28 protein-coding genes are annotated in these 21,060 nt (G+C 34.5%); 11 read left to right on the top strand and 17 right to left on the bottom strand.

Annotated features, from left to right (window positions below; genetic code table 11):
• The 12 genes from A9G13_RS02465 to A9G13_RS02520 form a co-directional block, all read right to left on the bottom strand.
• Positions 1 to 1,020, bottom strand: a complete 1,020-nt coding sequence (locus tag A9G13_RS02465; protein WP_065556036.1) for a DUF968 domain-containing protein — start codon at positions 1,018 to 1,020, stop codon at positions 1 to 3.
• A complete protein-coding gene (locus A9G13_RS02470; protein WP_065556037.1) occupies positions 1,020 to 1,817 on the bottom strand; it encodes a KilA-N domain-containing protein in 798 nt (265 codons plus the stop codon). Before A9G13_RS02470 ends, A9G13_RS02465 begins: the two co-directional genes overlap by 1 nt.
• A gap of 140 nt (positions 1,818 to 1,957) precedes the next feature.
• Positions 1,958 to 2,689: a hypothetical protein gene (locus A9G13_RS02475; protein WP_065556038.1), complete on the bottom strand. Its 732-nt coding sequence runs from the start codon at positions 2,687 to 2,689 to the stop codon at positions 1,958 to 1,960.
• 7 nt (positions 2,690 to 2,696) lie between these two features.
• Complete coding sequence (locus A9G13_RS02480; RefSeq protein WP_218059126.1) at positions 2,697 to 3,056, bottom strand: RusA family crossover junction endodeoxyribonuclease; 360 nt, start codon at positions 3,054 to 3,056, stop codon at positions 2,697 to 2,699.
• Positions 3,053 to 3,307, bottom strand: a complete 255-nt coding sequence (locus tag A9G13_RS02485) for a hypothetical protein (RefSeq protein WP_065556039.1) — start codon at positions 3,305 to 3,307, stop codon at positions 3,053 to 3,055. Before A9G13_RS02485 ends, A9G13_RS02480 begins: the two co-directional genes overlap by 4 nt.
• The gene (locus A9G13_RS02490; protein ID WP_065556040.1) at positions 3,304 to 3,486 is read right to left on the bottom strand and encodes a hypothetical protein; all 183 of its coding nucleotides are present in this window, start codon (positions 3,484 to 3,486) and stop codon (positions 3,304 to 3,306) included. The genes A9G13_RS02485 and A9G13_RS02490 overlap by 4 nt, the downstream gene beginning before the upstream one ends.
• Positions 3,487 to 3,488: 2 nt before the next feature.
• Complete coding sequence (locus tag A9G13_RS11205; protein ID WP_065556041.1) at positions 3,489 to 6,203, bottom strand: DNA cytosine methyltransferase; 2,715 nt, start codon at positions 6,201 to 6,203, stop codon at positions 3,489 to 3,491.
• Entirely contained in the window at positions 6,191 to 6,946 is a 756-nt protein-coding gene (locus tag A9G13_RS02500) for a phage N-6-adenine-methyltransferase (protein ID WP_065556042.1), read from the bottom strand. The genes A9G13_RS11205 and A9G13_RS02500 overlap by 13 nt, the downstream gene beginning before the upstream one ends.
• Complete coding sequence (locus A9G13_RS02505; protein WP_065556043.1) at positions 6,939 to 7,634, bottom strand: replication protein P; 696 nt, start codon at positions 7,632 to 7,634, stop codon at positions 6,939 to 6,941. Before A9G13_RS02505 ends, A9G13_RS02500 begins: the two co-directional genes overlap by 8 nt.
• Entirely contained in the window at positions 7,631 to 8,587 is a 957-nt protein-coding gene (locus A9G13_RS02510; protein ID WP_065556044.1) for a hypothetical protein, read from the bottom strand. Before A9G13_RS02510 ends, A9G13_RS02505 begins: the two co-directional genes overlap by 4 nt.
• A 221-nt stretch (positions 8,588 to 8,808) precedes the next feature.
• Positions 8,809 to 9,291 carry a YmfL family putative regulatory protein gene (locus tag A9G13_RS02515; RefSeq protein ID WP_065556045.1) on the bottom strand — a complete coding sequence of 161 codons (483 nt, stop codon included), beginning with the start codon at positions 9,289 to 9,291 and terminating at the stop codon, positions 8,809 to 8,811.
• A 33-nt stretch (positions 9,292 to 9,324) separates the two neighbouring features.
• A complete protein-coding gene (locus A9G13_RS02520) occupies positions 9,325 to 9,504 on the bottom strand; it encodes a Cro/CI family transcriptional regulator (protein WP_065556046.1) in 180 nt (59 codons plus the stop codon).
• Between the two features lie 98 nt (positions 9,505 to 9,602).
• Between A9G13_RS02520 and A9G13_RS02525 the strand changes: the two genes are divergently transcribed.
• From A9G13_RS02525 to A9G13_RS02555, 7 genes are all read left to right on the top strand, one after another.
• The gene (locus tag A9G13_RS02525; RefSeq protein WP_065556047.1) at positions 9,603 to 10,250 is read left to right on the top strand and encodes a LexA family protein; all 648 of its coding nucleotides are present in this window, start codon (positions 9,603 to 9,605) and stop codon (positions 10,248 to 10,250) included.
• Positions 10,247 to 10,474: a hypothetical protein gene (locus tag A9G13_RS02530; protein WP_065556048.1), complete on the top strand. Its 228-nt coding sequence runs from the start codon at positions 10,247 to 10,249 to the stop codon at positions 10,472 to 10,474. The genes A9G13_RS02525 and A9G13_RS02530 overlap by 4 nt, the downstream gene beginning before the upstream one ends.
• 592 nt (positions 10,475 to 11,066) lie before the next feature.
• Positions 11,067 to 11,819 (top strand): hypothetical protein, encoded by a 753-nt coding sequence (locus A9G13_RS02535; protein WP_065556049.1) that lies wholly within the window; start codon positions 11,067 to 11,069, stop codon positions 11,817 to 11,819.
• A gap of 47 nt (positions 11,820 to 11,866) precedes the next feature.
• Entirely contained in the window at positions 11,867 to 12,913 is a 1,047-nt protein-coding gene (locus tag A9G13_RS02540; RefSeq protein ID WP_065556050.1) for a DGQHR domain-containing protein, read from the top strand.
• A gap of 65 nt (positions 12,914 to 12,978) precedes the next feature.
• Complete coding sequence (locus A9G13_RS02545; protein ID WP_065556051.1) at positions 12,979 to 13,863, top strand: recombination-associated protein RdgC; 885 nt, start codon at positions 12,979 to 12,981, stop codon at positions 13,861 to 13,863.
• Between the two features lie 155 nt (positions 13,864 to 14,018).
• Positions 14,019 to 14,645 (top strand): 3'-5' exonuclease, encoded by a 627-nt coding sequence (locus A9G13_RS02550; RefSeq protein ID WP_081301132.1) that lies wholly within the window; start codon positions 14,019 to 14,021, stop codon positions 14,643 to 14,645.
• Between the two features lie 56 nt (positions 14,646 to 14,701).
• Entirely contained in the window at positions 14,702 to 14,956 is a 255-nt protein-coding gene (locus tag A9G13_RS02555; protein ID WP_065556052.1) for a pyocin activator PrtN family protein, read from the top strand.
• A gap of 27 nt (positions 14,957 to 14,983) precedes the next feature.
• Here A9G13_RS02555 and A9G13_RS11140 read toward each other — a convergent pair whose 3' ends face one another.
• The 3 genes from A9G13_RS11140 to A9G13_RS02565 form a co-directional block, all read right to left on the bottom strand.
• Positions 14,984 to 15,133 carry a hypothetical protein gene (locus A9G13_RS11140; protein WP_176701936.1) on the bottom strand — a complete coding sequence of 50 codons (150 nt, stop codon included), beginning with the start codon at positions 15,131 to 15,133 and terminating at the stop codon, positions 14,984 to 14,986.
• Positions 15,134 to 15,279: 146 nt separating this feature from the next.
• Entirely contained in the window at positions 15,280 to 15,822 is a 543-nt protein-coding gene (locus A9G13_RS02560) for an ImmA/IrrE family metallo-endopeptidase (protein ID WP_065556053.1), read from the bottom strand.
• A gap of 20 nt (positions 15,823 to 15,842) precedes the next feature.
• Positions 15,843 to 16,169 carry a helix-turn-helix domain-containing protein gene (locus tag A9G13_RS02565; RefSeq protein WP_218059127.1) on the bottom strand — a complete coding sequence of 109 codons (327 nt, stop codon included), beginning with the start codon at positions 16,167 to 16,169 and terminating at the stop codon, positions 15,843 to 15,845.
• Positions 16,170 to 16,563: 394 nt separating this feature from the next.
• Between A9G13_RS02565 and A9G13_RS02570 the strand changes: the two genes are divergently transcribed.
• Positions 16,564 to 16,932 carry a DUF5362 family protein gene (locus tag A9G13_RS02570; RefSeq protein WP_065556054.1) on the top strand — a complete coding sequence of 123 codons (369 nt, stop codon included), beginning with the start codon at positions 16,564 to 16,566 and terminating at the stop codon, positions 16,930 to 16,932.
• A gap of 76 nt (positions 16,933 to 17,008) precedes the next feature.
• Here the strand turns inward: A9G13_RS02570 and bamE are convergent, their stop codons facing one another.
• Positions 17,009 to 17,464, bottom strand: a complete 456-nt coding sequence (bamE, locus tag A9G13_RS02575) for an outer membrane protein assembly factor BamE (protein WP_065556055.1) — start codon at positions 17,462 to 17,464, stop codon at positions 17,009 to 17,011.
• A gap of 211 nt (positions 17,465 to 17,675) precedes the next feature.
• Between bamE and A9G13_RS02580 the strand changes: the two genes are divergently transcribed.
• Positions 17,676 to 18,287 (top strand): FKBP-type peptidyl-prolyl cis-trans isomerase, encoded by a 612-nt coding sequence (locus A9G13_RS02580; RefSeq protein WP_065556056.1) that lies wholly within the window; start codon positions 17,676 to 17,678, stop codon positions 18,285 to 18,287.
• 17 nt (positions 18,288 to 18,304) lie between these two features.
• Here the strand turns inward: A9G13_RS02580 and A9G13_RS02585 are convergent, their stop codons facing one another.
• Entirely contained in the window at positions 18,305 to 19,522 is a 1,218-nt protein-coding gene (locus A9G13_RS02585; protein WP_065556057.1) for an MFS transporter, read from the bottom strand.
• 138 nt (positions 19,523 to 19,660) lie between these two features.
• On the opposite strand from A9G13_RS02585, the gene dapB reads away from it, so the two are divergent.
• Entirely contained in the window at positions 19,661 to 20,482 is an 822-nt protein-coding gene (dapB, locus tag A9G13_RS02590; RefSeq protein ID WP_065556058.1) for a 4-hydroxy-tetrahydrodipicolinate reductase, read from the top strand.
• A 10-nt stretch (positions 20,483 to 20,492) separates the two neighbouring features.
• Positions 20,493 to 20,972 carry a tRNA adenosine(34) deaminase TadA gene (tadA, locus tag A9G13_RS02595; RefSeq protein ID WP_065556059.1) on the top strand — a complete coding sequence of 160 codons (480 nt, stop codon included), beginning with the start codon at positions 20,493 to 20,495 and terminating at the stop codon, positions 20,970 to 20,972.
• Positions 20,973 to 21,060 lie beyond the last annotated feature (88 nt).

Below are 21,060 nucleotides of genomic sequence, written 5' to 3' on the forward strand. Positions count from 1 at the left end.
CTATTGTATAACTTTCATCCCAAAAACACGATCCAAAAATTGCACCAACAACAATATTTGCGATCCGTGTTTTTGTTCCCATTCTTCAACGTTTTTATGTAATTCATTATGATGTTTTCTGCACAACGGTATTGTGAATATATCGTGGGCCTTTCCTCCCATCTTGCCTTGACCATAACCAATTATATGATGCGGATCGTCAGATTGTTGCCCACAACATACGCAAGGTTGCGTTTTTACCCACTGTAAGTATTTAGTTGATTCCCATCGTTTCATTTTTGGCCGTAACATAAATGATTCTGGCGATTCAGGATCCACTGTTATTGTTTTAATTGTTTTTTCTAATTTCTGTAGATGTTGGTATGCTCGGTTAATTTCATTTATTAGCCTCGGGCCGGAGCGATCATCACTCGCAATTAAATCAGATTCTTTATAAACCGACTGTATTTGTTCAATCGGGCGATTATGTAATAATCTGGCCATACTCTCTGGTATGTATTCATATAGATTATTAATGACAGACCACCATGCTAACTCTTGTATTGATAATTGATGATTATTTCCAAGTTCCAACTCTTTAATAATGCAATCAATAAGAAATGACTTTAAATTTCTATTAGCGATAGTTTTTATTCTATCGTCAATAACTAAGTCTTTATTATGATGCCAACATATGTGTATTGCTGAATTTCCTATTTTTTCATTAACAAACTCATGATAACAATACTTTCCGTCTTTCAGTTGGCAATTAAAACGATTATTTAACCATTTGTCGAAACTATATAAATTCTTCAATTTATTAACTACAGCGTCATGTAAGATAAATGGATCTATATATTTATTTGTTAGCAACGGCTGGGCATTTTGAATAATACCTGACTTGGTACCTGAGTGTTCATCCTCTGTTTGAGAAATTATAATACGATTGCCGGTACTCAGTTTTTTTAATAACTCGGTACCAGGTTTTAAAATAATAAGCCCAAGTTCAGGCTGATAGTACGGCGTGAGTATTGCTTTCATTATGCAGCTTTTGTGTTTTGCATTAATTTTAATAACTCTTTGAAACGGCTATCATAAAAATGAGGTTGTGTTTCCCTTGGATTGTTCGGTGAGGTCAAATTTTTACCATACATTAACCCATATGGTGTTATTGACCAAAATTCTTTCATCACATCTTTTTTTGTGCTTCTTCTTTGATTCCGCACGACCACACCCAATTCCTTTAATAAAGCGTATGCCATAGTGATATTAATTGGAACATTGTACTTTTTAAGTAAATGAGTTAGAGAATAAGATGTTCGGCTAGAACCATCTACCGAATCACTAGGCGCATCAACTGCATAACTTGGTAATAAATTAGGTAACCCAGCTAATTTTTGTAATTGTTGATATGCTTGAAGTTTAGATGAATTAGATAGATTTAACAGTTTTGCTGATGATTCAAGAATTGATATTCCTGCATTAATATTATCAACTACTGATGGACTTTTAGAAGTGACACTATTTCTAAAAACTTGATAGACTTTAACTTCAAAAGATGGTTCTATCCATGCAGCATACCGAATTGCAATAAGTTCATGAGCATAAGTTCCTTGAAAAACTCCGCCCTTATATGTTTTAACCGATGCGACATTTATCGCATCGCTTACACTTTGCACAAAAGATTGGGCGCTCTTAGATTTTAAAAATTCGGATGGCCTTTGTGATTCATTTGCTTTACCTGCAACAATTGCTGCTTTATGCAAATCATTTAAAGAATAAAATTGATCTTGATCTTGACGGATAAAAATACCATCAATAGAAATTAGTTGATTCATTTAGAATACTCCTATTACTCCACTGTGTTAAATATCCAACCATGTTGGACATTTCATAAGTTACCAGTCTGCACTCTGGTAATCATTACTATATAAAATAACATCCATATTATCAATGCTGTTTTTTATAACATTCATATCTAATTTAATTTATTAATTAATTTTTTAATTTTACCTATTAAATTAATGTGCCAATTTATAACAATATCAATTTTTCCATCTTCTGTATAAAGTCTAATTCCATCTTGAGAACATATGGAATTTGGTATTATCTTGCTCCACTTTTTACCCATTAAAGATACATTTTCTGGTATATGAAAAATGCCTGTAATCATCCATAAATCTTCAGCACATTTAGTAATACCATCTACACCAATATACATAGGCATCTCAAAGCCTAAACTATCAGTATTTGCAACTCGGAAAAAATGCTTTTTAGGTAAGGTTCTTGAAAAGATAACAGCTGGAAGCGGATAACGAATGCAAAGAGAACCCAATTTTTCTAAATTATCTCCTAATACGCTTACAGGAACATTATAATTTTTAGTGTTAATAGATTTAGCTGAAGGAGAACGTCCCGACGGCATATCTTCAAGATATACAATACCCACAAGATTTTTTTGTTCAATACAGCAACGATTATAAGTATATTCAGCAACTATTTTATAAAAAGTAGTTAATTCTGTTTCCGATAACTGGCTTAAATTATAACGCTCCAAAATAGCTTTTTTATTAGGTGAATCAAAAATTGAAAAACCTTTAGTTATTGTCACATCAGATAATGTTTCTCTATAACCAAACCGATCTACTAATGACCAAAAAAGCCAAGCAGCAATATCTTCAATGATCCTATTGTTTTGCTCTTTTTGCATTCAGTTTCTATGCTTCAATTAATTTTATATTGATTAATAATTTACCATTTTTTATAGGATCATACCAATCGGATTCAATTCGTTTGATCTGACTATCATCAACCCAAACACCTGCAGTTGTAAGAGAATCAAACAAAGCCTTAAAGCAATTGTCCATATCACGTCGAATGTTGTTAGGTGGGTAAAACTCAATTTTAACAGCTACATTACCAGTAATTGGTACCGGCTTCTTTTTTAACTGATCATAAACTGCATAAACAACATCATTCTTATACTTGCGCCCTTTTGCACTTAATAACGTTCTTCCTTTTAAATTACGCCAATATGTGTTCATTGAGGGCGGAAATGGTAATACTAAATTTATCATTTTTTACCTTTCTTTTTGGCAGGTATATCTCGCCATGTCATTTTTGGTTTTCTTGGCAATAGCTCCCGAATTAAGTTGTTTATCCTTTTTGTCGATTTTTTGGTTAACGAGAAAGATACGGATACATCAACAGGATTAGAAAACCCTTCTATCTTGTCATTTGTAAATAAAACTGGTAACTCTATTGAGTTAATTGTTACATCTATTTCTTTACCTTCAATTAATATCTTCATCTCTGTTGGATCGATCATTGTTTATTTGCATTTTCCCTTCTCTGTTGCACTGCCTTTAAAAGCCATCCTTGAAATGCTGACTCCGTGTTTTTTCTCAAATAGTTACCTTTACGATCCTTTCTTAAGTGAGTATCAGGAAAACCATTTTTGCGCATAACAGATTCAAACTCTATGCGCTCACCTGGTATATTCAACATGATTAAGCTACCTCCCTGACAACACATAATTCTGGCATGTTAGCCCTTACAAGAGCCTCGGCAAAAGGTGGTGGTACCGCATTACCACATCTAGCAACTTGTGCTGATTTTATATATTTTTTGCCTTTATAATCGCGATCAAATATATACCAATCAGGAAACCCCTGAGCCTTATAAAGCTCATTCGGTTGTAACATACGCATACCAATATCAACTATTTGATAATTAACACCATGAATAGTTACCAACCCAAACCGATCTTTTGATGTTACTGTGTGAAGTGGTTCATCGAGACTTGGGCACTCTTTTTCATTACCGTAGTATTTAAGTAAAAAGGCATTAACTTGCGCTAAATGAGCACCACTGGTCGTGATTGTTGGTACTGGTTTATCAAGCATACGACCATCTTTACAAAATCCGCGTAACTCCATTAAATGGGATGTAACTAATGCATTATGATCGGTTGCTGTTACTGTGTGTACCGGTTCTCTAATATCAGATCCTGCACCAGTATAATTACCACCAAAATGCTTGGCTAAAAAACTAGCTACCACCGCATAGAGTGGATTTGTATCAATTGTTTTAATTGGAGATTCTAGATCTTGACCTCTCACTTCACTACTATTACGTTCCGTGTGATATTGGATAATTGTAGGACTAACTAATAAATGCTCTGTTTTGGTAGTGATGGTTGTTAATGGCTTGTCAATATCATAAGACAGACGATCACCACCAAACCCTGTTTGACCTATTCTCACAATAAATGGATTTGGATTATCAATAACAAATCGTTTAATTCCCCTAGCGATGCGTTTCATTGTATTTTCAGCTAAAGGCTTTTTGCGGTTAAAAATACTACGGCAAGGAATAGACCAATCAATACAATCTGCAGCAGTGAGATATGGCAATAATTTACCACTTTTAACATCATCTGAATTTGGATCGCCGTGCGTAGCTTCAGGCCAAACTATTGGTTGCCCATCACAACGCATTACCATAAAAAACCGTTTTCGAATTGTAGGTGCTCCGTAGTCACATGCTTTTAATTCAGTAAATTCGACATCATAACCAAGTCCTTTGATTAGTCGTTCTACCTCAGGCCCATTTCGATCAAACCCTAAAACCTCACTCACTTCATCTAATGCAGGATCTTCTCTATCAACACCTGTACTTAACATTTCAACAAACGAAAAAAAGGTTTCGCTTTTATTATCTGGATCAGGAACTTCTTGACCACGTTCATTAAAAATAGTTGGTCCCCAAGTTTTAAACTCTTCTACATTTTCAAGCATCATCACGCGAGGACGTTTAAGCAAAGCCCATCGAATAACAATCCATGCAAGACCTCTTATATCTTTTCTTACTGGTGTTGAACCTCGAGCTTTTGAAAAGTGAGTACAATTATGAACAATGATTCCTTCCGCCACATAACTTTCATCATCTTCAACACTAATATTGTATACTTCACTTTTTTTGTTCAACGTACGGTTATTTTTTATTGCACTCCATTCCAAACCGCCTTCCGTAAATGTTTGCTTATGTGATCCACAAATTCTAGAACGCCATTTAATTCTAAAAACATTATTAGTATTAACCTTCCGACCTTCAATAAAATTTGCGTGTTGTTCGCTTTGGTAAATTGTTGGTGTAAAGTTTAATGTTGATAATAATTGTTTAATTCCAAATGCTAATTTTTTGGATATCGTAGTTATTTCATGACACGCTGAGCCATTTTTTAATACTTGCTTATGCCCGTCAGCTGACATATATCCATCAATAAAAGCTTTTTTAAACTTATTACTAGCTCCAAACATCCATGCAGGAATAGATTTATTCAATGCACCATGTCCAAAATTGTCACGCAACCATTTAACTAGAGCACGGTTATTTGCGGAAAATTGATAACCTGTTCTAACCTCACGACAATGCCAAGATAATTCATTATTAGATGCTCTCATTCCAGATCTTGACCACATATCAATTTTATCTTTTAGAAGATCATGTTTTTTTTGACCAAAGGAAAGAACTAACTCTCCTTTAGTATCGGTTAGCCTTGTCCAACCATCACCGACATAAAGCCCAGCTAAAAACATCAATCTTTCATCTACAGGCAACCAATTCCCTTTAGCTGTATTTTCTAATTCAGGAATCAATATACTAGGTATATTTCTTGGTGTCGACCAATAGCAGTCTTTACCGATAACAGATGATGGAGCAAACTCAGGATCAGAATAAACATGGTCATAATTACGTTTATTGTTATTCCAAACACGCCCTTTACGTTTTATATAAAACGGATGCTCGGGACTGCATTGGATGCCATAATGCCCATGCCCACTTAGTTCAATAAGTGGTTTAATGGCTTTATTTGTATCAGTAACCTTTTTCCATCTTTGTTTATGAGTTAGGACGTAATCACCAATAGATATAGATTCAATTTCTTTGTACCCTTTATCCGTTAAAATTAAAGTACCTGCAGGGAAGCAATCAGGACTAAACCACGCTAATCCCACTGGATGCCCTGCTGTAGCCACGATTGGATCGACATCAAAAACAGATTCACAATAATGTAACGTGTTGGGATGATTAGTTTCATGCATTGCAATAGCATTCTGATCATGATTGATAGCTATATCAACACTGCGACCGATCGCAAGTTCAATACCAGTAGAAGCCCCACCCCCACCTGCAAAATTATCAACTATTAATTCGCGCATTGTTTACCCTCCATTCTATTGACCAAAAACTTTGTAGCGTCATATATTTGAGCAGAAGGCAACCGGTATATAATCATTTTATTAATGCTTTGCTTAACTTTTATTTGCAGATCAGGACTTAAATTGTTTGCATATTCAACCGAGTTAAAAATAGAGTTAACTTCTTTTGGCCAGACTGTAGCTACTTTAGGATCTGGCAAAGTATCTTTAATTTTTTCATAAGTTTTGTAAATTTCATCCCGACCAACAAATGAAACCTTGCAATCACCAAACCCACGAGGATTGATTACTGCAAATAATGAGCCTCGATTATTACCATCGATTTTTTCCTGAGTTTCAGCACACACAAATGAAATTCGCCCATTTACAATAAAAATAATTTCATTTGCCAATTTGCGTAATTCATCAAACCACTCAACAGAAGTGTCTACTGGTAACAGCATCACAGTACCTACGCCATGATCGGCTGCTTCTTTCGCTTTTTTAATCCAAGGCAAAATTTTAGAATATGGCGGATTACAAAATGCATAACCACTTTTTAGGTGTGACCATCCATTTAACAGCGAATCATAAGACTCAGTTAAATAATTTAGATGTAGATGATTGTTATCACTAGCTGCAACATCACAGACAAAACTAAATCGAGTATTTAAATATTCGTATAACTCGATTGGAGTTTGCCAAAAATCTTTTATATTAGGATTTGTTTTGCTTTTTGAATGTTTATAATCACGTTTAGCCATTTTTACGACTCCGTTCTGATCTTATTCTTTTCCACAATTTTTTTACTTCTTGTGTTTCGTGGTATTGTGTTTTAACAACTGGTTCTGGTTTGTGTTCTATTTGAACTTTAATCTTTGGTATAACTTCACCGTTGCTTAATTTTTTAGCCCATTTATTAATTAATAAAGCGGCTCTTTGTTCTATTTCATATTCAGATTGGTTATATTGACGCATATGTTTTCTAAGGTCGGTGACAATCCAGTACATAACAGGTTTAGACCAAGGAAATTGTTCTGCTGTCTGACATGAGAAACCTATTTCAGCACTGTAGGTCCTAAACTCTTTCATAACCTGATCTACTGACGGTAATCCAAGTTCTTGAGCCATAGCTTCTTTGCACCACGCAACAAATTGACCAGGAGAAATGATATATGGCTTATTTTGTTGACGTGCAAACTTCATTCCTAATTCAATTTGCCGTAATGTGGTTATTCCATTTTCAGCAAATGATAATAGCCATTGCTTTTTAAATGTATCTAGCTCCAACTGACTTTTAATTACTGTTGTTATTGCAGGGAAGTTTGCTTTCAAATCCAAAAATATTTGATTGAATTGCTTTTCAATTTCATTAATGCCTTGGCTACGAGTTTTTGTAGGTTGTGATTGAAACACCAAACCATTGTTATATATTTCAGCTACTGATTTCACATTGAACCTCCACCAGCCCAACCTGTACTCTCCCAATTTATTTGTGATTGGGATTTAGGATCAACTGAATGAAATCTATCCCAATGCTTACGTAGTTTTGTTGGACTCAAAATGTTTTTATTCCAAAAATCATCTTGATTAGCTATTTTGAATCTACGACAAATTTCATGATGTGGCTTACTGAACTTGTCGCAAAGCACCTGAGTTCTCAACAACCGAATATCATTGGCCCAATCAAACCAGTTTGGTACCTGTGCTGTGGGATTAGCTTCCACAATTTTGTTGAAAATATAGGATGCTGCTTTTAAATCGTCTTCTGTACCCCATTTTTTACCAACTGGTGTATAGATAAAAGCATCGGGATGTTTTGATAAAAATTGATTCAATTTTTCTTCCTCTTGCGAGTTTGAAAAATTCCGAGACATATTAATTAGGATCTGTATGTTAGTAATAGGATCTGTTATAGATTCGGTAATTTTCCCGAATCCATGGTTTCGGTAATTTTCCCGTTTCGATTCGGTAACTTTACCGAATGGGGGCGGTAACGGTTCCCCCTCTGATTCGGTAATTTTCCCGATTCGGGATTGCTCGGTTTCTTCACCATTTGGAAACAACAATTTGACTAATAGATCTTCATTAAAACGATAATGTGTTGTAGGTGTGCCATATGCCTTTTTTTTGCAAGTTTCTAAACTGGTACCAAGTAATAACTTCAATTTTTTAATTGAATATCTAACTTGATCAACTGTTAAACCAAGCTCGTCACCAAGTTCCTCATTTTTCTTCCAAAACCAACCATCATCTCTCATCCCCATACCAGACAAAAAAACAAGTTGAGCAAGCACAGCTGCAAGATTATAGTCCCCTTTGCAAAATGATATGTATGGGCGCGGTATGCTAATGTTATTCCGCTGTCCACTCATTTGAGTAACTACGTCAAAAAGTCTACTCATGAGTAAGACCTTCTAATCAGATCCCACAATTTTTCGACATATTGGTGGGTGACAGGTTGCCAATGATTGTTTATCATGGCTTCATATTGAATGCCGGACGGCAAAAACCTACAACGCAATTGCGTTATAGAGCAAAATAGTGTTAAACTAGACATGCGACTAATACTCCACAAGTGTTGTTGCAACCAGACCGATAGTGCTTCTGCAAAATTCGCTATCGGTCACCTTTTTCCAAAAATCAAATCCGTTAATTGGACTATCTCCGTAAGTTTTGATTGAAGACTATATGCATTTCCTGATAGCGATTTCTTTTCTTTCTTATCAAAAATCCCATCTGATATAAATTCATTATGTTTACGACAGAACTCTCCCAGTTCTGAAACCAATTCAGTAAATTTTTTAAGTAGATCATCATTATCGACATTATCTACATCGGGTAATTTCACAAACACACCGTTTTGATGACGTGCTATTGCTTCTGTAATAACATTAGAATTGGCTTCTGCTTCCATTTCTAATATCATTCCCAACGTGATTTGTTGATCATTCCTATCTTTTCTCACTCTATTTCGTAATGAGTTTTCAGTACCAGATTCAGGATCTAATCGTTTGGCCATTACACTGTATCCACCAGGATAAGATCGTATCAACTTATGCGTAGCGTCTATAATGTCATCTGGAATTGGAAAATTTTTATTATCCACATGAACTCCTTATTTTTTGTGGTTGTTCTGGTTCTAATCTCGATATAACTTAGGATCAACTCTTAACTCACCGTTTGTTATTTCTTGAATTCGATAAGCGTTTTTTTCTGGAATAATTTCTCCCCATTGAGAAATGGCTCCTCTTGAAAGGTTCAATATTCTAGCTAATGGAGTTACACCATTAAAATATTTTAAAACGATATTCTTTAACATTTTTGGCTCCTGTTGTTTAGTTCTCTAAACTATATATGTTTATTTTTTTAAAGTCAACAAATGTTAAGATAACTAAACATTTTTTATAGGTATAAATTATGAATACACTTGGTTCAAGAATAAGAAAAAAAAGAACGGAACTTGGTCTGACGCAAAGAGATCTTGCAAAAGCAATAAAAGGAGCTAATCATTCATCTGTTTCGCAATGGGAATCAGACACATCTACGCCTAGTGCTAAAAACTTATTTGATTTATCAATTGCTCTTAATTGCGATTTTGCTTGGTTATTAAATGGTGGAATTGAATCCAATATAACCCCTGTTGAGCTAAAATCATACAAAGTACCACTAATAAGTTATGTTCAGGCCGGGATGTGGACAGAATCTTGTGAACTCCGTGATTCAACTGGATTTGAATATATTATGACATCATTAGAATTATCAGATAAAGCGTTTGCATTACAAATCAAGGGAGACTCAATGGAACCTGAATTCAAAGAAAGTGATGTCGTTATTATTGATCCTGCTGTTAAACCAACCCCTGGTGAATTCGTTGTAGCAATGAATGGTGAATCCGAAGCCACGTTCAAAAAATATAGAGAACTGGGATATGATGAGCATGAAAGAATGCAATTTGAGCTTATTCCGTTAAATCCTGACTATACAATTATGAATTCATTAAAACAACAAATCAGAATTATCGGAACAATGGTTGAGCATAGAATATTTAGAAGGAAAAGGTCATGATACATAATAAATCTATCTGCGTTTTTTTATTGATTTGCATTAGTGGTATGTCTTATGCGGATTGGAAGGTAATGGAAGATGGAGAAAAAGAAATATCTGCAAGCATAACAGCGAAGAAAGCAAGTGAAAAAAATACTGTAATGACTATCGGCTGTACTGATATTTTTGCTGTTAATGATAATGGTGATCATATCGTCACAGACATAGAAAAAACTTGTAAGTAAAAATAACTATTTAACATAGTAAGCACGATGTAACCTCTCCTTTCTGTTCACATATCTAAATTATTTTTGGTCATTTATTTAAAATAATATTGACTTATTTGTTTAGTTATCTAAAATTAAAGGCAATTAATTTTACATTGCTCTTTAAAAATCAAAACAACTAATTATTTGTTCGTTTTGTCAGTTCGTCAAATTTAAAGCACGATTCTGACTCCATGTATTCTATGGCTGAAATTGGATAACCACAGGTTAAACACGAGATACTTTTGACAAAGATAGCTTCATCTTTGGGATTCATTTTGGGTTCATATTCAAATAAATACTCGTTACCTTGGCATATAACGCAACTGTGTTTTAACGTTTCAACTTTACTCATGATGAGTGACTCAATTAATTAGTAATTATTTATTATAATAAATAACTGTATATAATCACAGTTATTTTGATAAATTGTTTTGATTATCAACTTACGAAGTGGAGTACCATCGTACGCTCGTGGAGTGCAGACCAGAGCGTTTTTTTAATAATTTGTGGGGCTAATGCAGTAGCTCCACAAAATAGAAATTAATTTACAACATGTGTGGAGTGAAAAATGACAGATAAAACATTAAAGGAATTGTTGCAAGAAGGTGTAGAACGTTTTAATAACAGTGGTAAACCAACAACAATAATTGATAATGCAATAGAAAAACTATTCAAAGACATAATCGATAGTGAATTTCGCTCTTATGGAAATTTTGGTGAAATAGTAAGAGATGCAGTAAAAAAAGCATTACCAGCCAATATTCAAGATATCATTTCCCTTCCTAAATATAATCAATTGATTGTTAATTCTCTTCAACAACAATGGCTGTCATCAGGTGTTGAACAACATTTTGTAGACAAAGCGACAAACCTGCTTAACGACATAATTAATGAATACCCTATACCTGAATATATTTATCTATCTGATTTACTGGAAGCGTTTGTTGAGGAATACGTCGAGGATGCAGAGGAGGAAAGGTGGGACAGACCAGACATCCGGCTTGAGGTAAGTGATTATGATAGTGGTCATATTCGTGTCTATTTTGATAAGAAACCTGGAGCTAACAGAAGCTGTTACTCGCTGGACAACATTCTCGCTTGTTCCCGTTTAGACGAAAAAGTAATAGATAAATTAGAGCTAAATGAATGTGAAGTTTATAAAGTTTATTCAGCCAAAATTGATGGTGACTGCATAGGTAAATTATTACAACCAACCAATACAAAATATCAAAACTTAATTATTGCTCTTTATTATGGTCAATCAAAACTAGTATTTGACTGTGACGTAGATGACATTGTTTACCCGAATGATTGCGATTAATTGAATATCTTATTGCAGAAAGATTAAATGAAAAGTGGAGTATTAATATGAGCATTGAAACCGTAACATTAGATAATTTTATTAAAGTCCCTTGTTTTCGTTATTTTCAAGCTGGGCGACTATTTTATAGCGTCACGCTGCCAATGAATCAGCTAGAAAAGTTTTTAAGTATTGATAATGAATTCGATGTTCTTAAACGTTCACAGCGCATTGTTGATAAAAGTAGAGTTAAAAAATTAATTAATTACCTTGAAAAAGATAAATTTATACTTCCGTCTTTAACTGGTTTTATTGATGGGGATTGTCAATTTAAAGAGTATGGAAAAGATTCAGGAATCGGTTTTCTTGAGCTATCTCTTGATTGTGTGATCAAGTTATTTGATGGACAACATCGAGCAAGTGGGATTGTTTCAGCCTGTAAGAAATCTTACGAACTAAGATATAAACTTCAAAAAAGTAGCATAACGTTAAATTTAACAAACTCTTTAACATTACAAGAGCGTCAGCAGTTTTTTTCAGATATTAACACTAATGTATCAAAACCAAGCATCTCCTTAAGCAGTGTTTACAACCAACAAGACTCAAGGTCTGTATTTGCAACCAAAATCATTGATTGGTTACGCATGACGAACATCATTGAATACGAAAAAAATGTTATTAGCAAAGATGAAAAATTTAAGGCTTTTACTTTCAAATCATTTGTCGATTCAGTAACTAAAGCCTTTGGACTGAAAAAAAATACAGATATAACGCCAGACTTATTAGCGCAAGGTGAAATTATTTATAAGGCATGGTCCTCAAAATTTCACTGGGTAGATTCTATTGATATCAGTTACCAAAAGCAAAACACATTAAACTACCACAACCTAATGATAATTATTATTGGTGATGTTACCAAAAGATTATTAGAAAAACACAGTGCTTATGATGTAAGTAAAAAAATTGAAGATAGCACCTTTGATTACCTCACTCTATTTAGAATTACAGATTTATATGATGTTTGTGTCGATAAAGAAACCAACAGAGTTAAGCTCGATGCAGATTCAAAATACAAGGCTATAGATAGGCTTTTATACGCCTTAGATGATAAGTGAAAGCTAGTTTGATTAATTAAATATCTTTGTGCAGAAAGATAAAATAAAAATGTGGAGTATTAAAAATGTTTTTTAAAAAACTAATTGTTTATCAATTTAACAACGACAGTACTATTAACAACCTTAATAATGAAATATTGACCAAGTTATCATTTACACCATGTGGACCATTGGATTCTATCAAGCAAGGTTTTGTATCAGTTACTGATGATGATTTATTAAAACTAGATATCCAAGGTCACTCTTTGTTAAAAGTACGAACTGAAAGTAAAATCATTCCTAGTTCTGTTATTAAGAAAAAAACATCTGAACGAATTGAGCATTTAGAACAACAGTTTGGACGTAAAGTAACTAGAAGTGAAAAGCAAACGTTAAAAGATGAAGTTATAGCTGACTTATTGTCTGTTGCATTCACTAAAGATCAATACACCTATATTTGGATTAATCATCAAGATCAATTCATAGCAATCGAAACATCTAGTTTTAAAGTGGCTGAAAATATTTTGTCATTAATTAGAAAAGAACTAGGCCAATTATCTTTAACACCACTTCATACTGAAAAACCTGTAGCCCCATTTTTTAAAGGATGGGTTTTAAATGACAGTTCCCCTACTAACTTTTTTATCCTTAATGATGCGGTATTAACAGATCCGCTAGAAAGCAATGGAAAAATTAAACTCATAGACGAAAATTTAACAGCCGATGAAGTAAAAAGTTATCTTAATTCAGGTCGTGAAATCAAGTCATTATCGTTTTCATATCAACAGCGAACAGTCTTTACAGTAAATACCGAGTTAGTTTTTTCTAAGATTAATTATTCATCTGAAATGCTAGATGAAAATTGCGATATTTCACCTGATGATAAAGCTAAACGAATAGAAGCAGATTTTTATTTGGTTGCTAATGAATTAACTAAGTTGATTAATGATTTTACTAGGTCCTTGCAATAAAAAAAGCGTCTGGTATATGCGCCGATAATTAGCGGTGACCATTTCCCACTAATTTGAAATATACAAGCCTAATAGTCCTATTCCATTGTGGTAGTTGCGCCACAGGCGACAGAGCGACAATTACTTAATGTAGAAAAACAAGTTTGAGGTGATTAATGAAAAAAGGAGAAATTGTTATGACAATTAATACAGTTATTATTGATATTGAAACACTAGATACAGCACCCACCGCTGTCATATTATCGATCGGCGCATTTGCGTTTGATAGATTTAATTTAAATGGAACTATTGAAAATATAAAAAATTCAAGCATTGAGGAAAATGAAGGACTTTATCATCTGTATTATGTTTGTAATTTAAATGAACAATTAGTTTCGTCAAAAAGGACAATTAGTCAATCAACACTGGATTGGTGGAGAAGACAATCATCTGAGAATAATAAACACATATTCCTTAACCATAATAGCCAAAATTTGGAAAAAGTCCTTAACGCGCTGCTTGATAAAATGAATGAATGGAAAAGACTTAGTGATAACTTTCGATTTTATTTCCGTGGTACCGACTTTGATCCTGTAATTATAAAAAATGCATTCAGTGAATACGGATTACCAACCCCTTGGGAATATTATAATGTTAGAGATGTTCGCACCTATATTGATGCTCTTAGTGGAGATGACAGCGGTTATCTTGACGGACATAAACTATCATTTAATTATATAAAACATAATTCATTGCATGATGCTATGAGAGATGCCGAACAAATGTGTGCGGCTGCAGAATAACATTAAACAAACATCGTTAAGTTGCAGATAACGATAGTAAAAGTGGAGTATTAAAAATGAATACAGTATTTTTATTGATGGCCGAATTTAACACACCAACAATCCCTCTATCACAAATTGCTGAAAAATATTTAGGCATGACAATAGCAACAGCAAATAAAAAAGCTAATTGTGGCGAGCTTGCTTTACCCTCTTTTAGATTAGATCAGGGACAAAAAGCACCCAGAATCGTGCATATCCAAGATTTAGCCGACTACATTGATGAAAAGCGTCTTGAAGCAAAAAAGGAGCTTGAATATATAAATAAGTGAAGGAATCCTTCACTTATTTTTTAATGCTTAAGCTCTTACTAAAAAAGCCCAAGCCTCATAACCGTAATCTTTAGCATATAGAACCTTATTGGAACTACCTCTAACTTTACGATGCGGACAAAAAATCCATTTAAAACCTGCAGGAGCAGGACCTTTAGGTATTTTGCGTAATGGCATTCATAGTCACCTCCTTAAGGGAAGAGATTTTTTCCTTGCAAATCATTACAATCTGTATTATTGTGTCAGATGTCTAATGTAAGTCGACAAGGTGATGATACTTCCCGTATTATCATCTTTTTGTGTATAAGCCCTTCTGATTGCAGTCAAAAGGGTTTTATCTTTTGTATCCTTTGTTTTTGAACATATGCAGCATCATAAGAAACACCGCATAAATCAGCTATTTCATTTTCAGATAAATAATGTAAGCGCGAATCTTGCACAGGAACCAATAATTCACCAGCAAAACATTTAGCCTGCCATTCACTATCTTCTATAGTCTTTATAACCCCGTTATCAGTCATATTCCTAGCAAATAATGGTATATTTCTGTGTAACAAATTATGCCCCAACTCATGGGCAGCAGTCATCCTATCCCGACCATTTCCTGCAATTGCCCCCTCATATATATCTTCTCGAAGGCAAATAACATTCTGATCTGGATAAGTTAATCCATGATTACTCCCCATTTCCTCAATATCCAAAACTTCTAACCTAAAATTAGGATCTAAACGAGGTAACGCAAATTCTAAAAATTCCATAATAGGAAAATAAGGTTGCTCAATTTTTAAAATTGTTCTTAGCTCATTTGCAATCTTTCTTAATTGAACAATATTTTTTGCAGGTACTTTTACACTATATCCACTCAAAACAAGTCTCCTACTATCCTTTATTTATTATTTTTATTTAAGATATTACTAAGAGACTCAAAATCATCATCGTTCAATTCGTCAAAGCGGCGAGCAAATGATAAGGTAAAATCACGTGCAGCGTCCGTTTTCCCGATTAAATTAATATCAACAGTCTCAACAGTCTCTTTTGCTGCAACTCTTAACACTTTCTCGTCATTACGATTCTGACATAAAATACTAATAACTGTTTCTAGTAATGGTTCAGTTACCGCTCTTTTCCCTGTTTCAATAGCAGAAAAATAAGATGATGTTTTATTAGCTTTCTTAGCCATTTCAGACAATGACATGCCGAGATCTATTCTCATTTTCCTTACAGCTTTACCAAAAGGCGTTAACATAATATATCCCCCTACATACACAAATTAAGATGATATGCGTATTTTCATACCACTCTTTGATGATAACAAATTCACGTTATCATTGTCAACAAAAATTAGTTGATAAATTAACATTTATTTGAAAAATAGAATTATTATGGAAAGTTTATGACTTTTATTGTTTCAATCAGGAACCCAATAGGAACCCAAGAGGGACGAAAAACTTTTAAAATATAGTTAGTTTGTCCTATCAAGCATAGGGGCGATTGCAAACCGGTTTAACCTAGATGGAAACAGCAAAAATACCTCGACAACAATAATAAAAGTGCTATTCTAGCTAGCGTTTTTTAACAACGCAATATATAAAATATAAGGAATGATGATGAATTTTAATGAAACCAATACCATTACAATTGAAATAAATGAACTATTACAAAAAAAGATGCGTTTCATCGCTATAATGCAACAAATTTATGGCGTTTTGCTTGCAATTGGCGGAGGGTTGACTTGTATAGGTATAATCACGGCAATTATTGGCGTGCCAATGCTAATTGCTGGTATAAAATTGTTTCAATCAGGTAGCGCTTTTAGTCTTACCGCGAATGCCAAAAGGCCAGAGGATTTAGTTAATTCCATTAATAACTTAGGCTCATATTGGAAATTCACTTTAATTGGCTTTATTGCTGTAATTGTAACCTATTTGCTTATTTTTATATCTATTTTATTAATTATGCCTCATTCAGGTTACTAATAAACAATAGTTATCACATTTTATGAAAATAAATTTATGACTAAAAAAACCTCGTTAACTGACGAGGTTTTCTTTTTTATTCAGTTGGTTCGGAAGGTTGTTGTTGCCCAGGAGTATTTCCTGATTTATCTTCATCAGATTTGAGATCATCAATCGGATCTGAGATTCCTTGCTTATTCATTTCTTCTAACGATTTAGAACCTTCTAAAGCGTTAGCTTTAATATCGGTGACAATCCCCATTTCATTAAAATAAACAGCAAATGTTCTTTGGCTGACTACATCATGTTGTGGTTGTTGGCGGAAAACATAGTACCACACATTATCACCAAAAGCCGATGTCAACATAGGTGATCCCATAATAAACACGACCTGCTCTTTATTTTGACCAACTTGTAAGGTATCAATAGCTTCTTGGGTTACATAATTACCTTGATTGATATCAGGTCTATATACCCAACGATCAACAACTGAACAACCACTCAATAAAACACCAGTTATAATTGCAAGTGAGGTAAATTTATGAAACTGCATTTAACTTAATCCATTTTTAAAAACAAAATTTGGCATATTATCGCTGATATTTTAACTAAGTGCTAGACAAATTAACAAATTATTCCAGAATTATGTAATAAAATAGTAAGTAACAAGCTTATAATTAATTTACAACTTGACATTTATTCACGTATCGCCAAACTACACAACGTCATCAAAAACATTACTGATAACTAACCAAAGGTAAAAAATGAAATTAGAAACTATAGATCAAAAAGCAAGCTATGCTATTGGATTACAAATTGGGCAACAATTAAAAGAATCAGGATTAAATAACTTAGAACTAGACGCATTAAAGTTAGCAATGGCAGACGTATTAGCGGGTAATCAACCAGCGCTTCCATTACAAGAATTACATGATGCGCTACGCCATGTACATGAGCAAGCCACTAAAGAAAAAGCTAAACAAGCCGAGAAAATTGCCCAAGCAGGCAAAGATTTTCTAGCTAATAATATTAAAAAAGCAGGTATTAAGTCAACCGAATCAGGTTTACAGTATGAAGTCATTAAATCTGGTAATGGGGCTATACCTAAAGCCAGTGATCAGGTTCAAGTTCATTACACTGGTCAATTAATTGATGGTACAGTATTTGACAGTTCCGTACAGCGCGGTGAGCCGGCCGAATTCCCGGTTAATGGCGTTATTCAAGGATGGGTTGAAGCATTACAGCTAATGCCTGAAGGTTCTAAATGGCGATTATATATTCCCCAAGAACTCGCATATGGTGCCCAAGGAGCAGGTGCATCTATTCCACCATATAGCGCCCTAATTTTTGATGTCGAATTATTAAAAGTATTATAAACATATTTGGACGCTAATTAGCGTCCAGCTTTTAGATTTTTAGGTAGAGTAAATGAAACACTAGCTGCAATGAATAGCAACACACTAGCTGCACCAAAGGCAATAAAATGAGTATGAAAATTATCGTACAACCACCCGCCTAACCAAGAGCCTGTCATAGCGCCAATTTGGTGACCAAGGTAAGTTAAGCCTGAAAGTAAACCTACAATTTTAACTCCATAAATATCTGCTGTGATTGCCCCGGATAATGACAAAGTTCCAGCCCAAACCAAGCCACTTAAAGCAGCAATAATAAATAATTGCCATTTAGTTGCCACCATAACTAATGCAATAAATCCGAATCCTCGAACCAAATAGACTAATGTCAAAAGATTTTTTCGTTGCACAACGTCAGAAAAGTAACCTAATGCCAGAGTACTAAAAATAGCCACTAAACCAATTAAACCGATCCCGGATGAACTTGTCACCAGATCAAAACCATGATCGATCAGCATAGGTACGCCATGCGTTCCTAATAAATTCATACTAAATCCACAGGTAAACAATCCAAAACATAACAACCAAAATGGACGCGTTTGTAAAACATAACTAAGGTTGAGTATTGGCTCAGAACTCATTGATGGCACTGTTTGATTATTGAAACTTGTATTGGATATTTGGGCAGGATTGTCTTTCATAATGAAAATTGCAATCGGCAAGGCAAGTATAAAAAGCACAACAGCAAAGGCGATCAAGGTTGTTTGCCAGCCATAAATCGGAATGAAATAAGCAAAAACGGGTAACATTACTGCAATACCAGCCATACTGCCGGTTGCTAAAATAAATAATGCTAATCCTCTTCTTTTAATAAACCAACTTGCCACAATAGGGGTGAAACTAACTGATCCAACAAAAGAAGTCCCAAAAGACAAGGCAATACCAAAAGAAAATAAAAAACTCCAATAATCCCGAAACATAGCCGCCCATACAGTTGCAATAACTATGATAACTGCACCTAATAATAAAACGATACGAGTGCCATATTTACCGACTAAATAACCAGCAATCGGCATAGCAATACCGGAAAAAAGCATACCGATAGCGATAATACCAGAAAGCACACTACGACTAAAATTAAGATCACTGGCTATCGGCAAAAAAAACGTTCCCATACTCATGCGTAAACCACTAGAGAGTAATGTTAACAATGCTGCAGCTATGACTATATTCCAACCAAAATACCAAGGGCAACGCATAATGTTATCCAATTAATAGCAACCAGGTTTGAAAACGGTTTTAACTATAACATTTTAATAATTATGCTGTATATAAGGTCTTTATTTTTCGCTATAATATTAGTTTATGACTAATTTAATTAGAGTAAGGAAAGGTATATGTCTACAGACTTGATTCGTATTGCTATAGCTGGCGCTGGTGGCAAAATGGGGCGACAACTGATTCAATCAGTATCACAAATTGCTGGTGTTACCTTAGGTGCCGCATTGGAACGTCAAGGATCATCACTAATAGGTAGCGATGCTGGCGAACTTACCGGCATTGGTAATTGTGGAATAACAGTCACCGACAACCTTGAACAAGCACAGGATCAGTTTGATGTCTTAATCGATTTTACTCGCCCGGAAGGCACACTCAATTACCTAAAATTTTGCGTGCAACATAACAAAATGATGATAATTGGTACCACTGGTTTTGATGAAGCCGGTAAACAAACCATTGCTGAAGCAGCCCAAAAAATTGCTATTGTATTTGCTGCAAACTTCAGTGTTGGCGTCAATCTAGTGCTTAAATTACTCGAAAAAGCGACCACTATTATGGGGGACTATGCCGATATCGAAATTATTGAAGCTCATCATCGCCATAAAGTTGATGCCCCATCCGGCACCGCCTTAGCCATGGGTGAATCCATCGCTAAAACTTTAAATTGTGATCTTAAAGATCGGGCGATTTATTGCCGTGAAGGCCATACTGGAGAAAGGCCTAAAGGTGCCATCGGTTTTGCCACTATCCGCGCTGGCGATATTGTCGGTGAACATACTGCAATTTTTGCTGATATTGGTGAGCGAGTCGAAATTAGTCACAAAGCATCAAGCCGCATGACATTTGCTAATGGCGCCGTACGTGCAGCCTTATGGTTAGCTAAACAACCTATTGGTTTATACGACATGCGTGATGTACTAAATTTAAACAATTTATAATAGTATAATCATGGCAGATGAATTTTGGATGCAGCAGGCATTAGTGCTAGCCAAACGTGCAGCTACAATGGGCGAAATCCCAGTTGGTGCGGTAATTATTGATGACAACCAACACATTATCGGCGAAGGCTTTAACCAAGCAATTTTGCAGCATAATCCATCTGCTCACGCTGAAATGGTAGCCATAAAACAGGCCGGCCAAACTATACATAATTATCGTTTAGTTAATACAACCCTTTATGTAACTTTGGAACCGTGTATGATGTGCGCTGGTGCTATTATTCATAGCCGCATTAAACGAGTTGTCTATGGAGCAAGTGATTATAAGACTGGCGCTGCGGGTTCGTTTATCGATATTCTTGCCCTTCCCGGCATTAATCACTATGCCGAAGTCACTAGTGGGGTGTTGGCAGATGAATGTAGTAATCTATTGAGCGATTTTTTTAAACAACGGCGTTTACAAAAAAAACAAACAGGCAATATTTTGTAAATAAAGTTTTAGAAAAAAACTAAGAATTTAAATAACAACTAATATTTAATAAAAAACTGGCTAGCTTATTCTTTTTATCCGGGAAAAT

It is taken from the genome of Gilliamella sp. wkB178, from assembly GCF_001690705.1.
Taxonomy (GTDB): Bacteria; Pseudomonadota; Gammaproteobacteria; order Enterobacterales; family Orbaceae; genus Gilliamella; species Gilliamella apicola_K.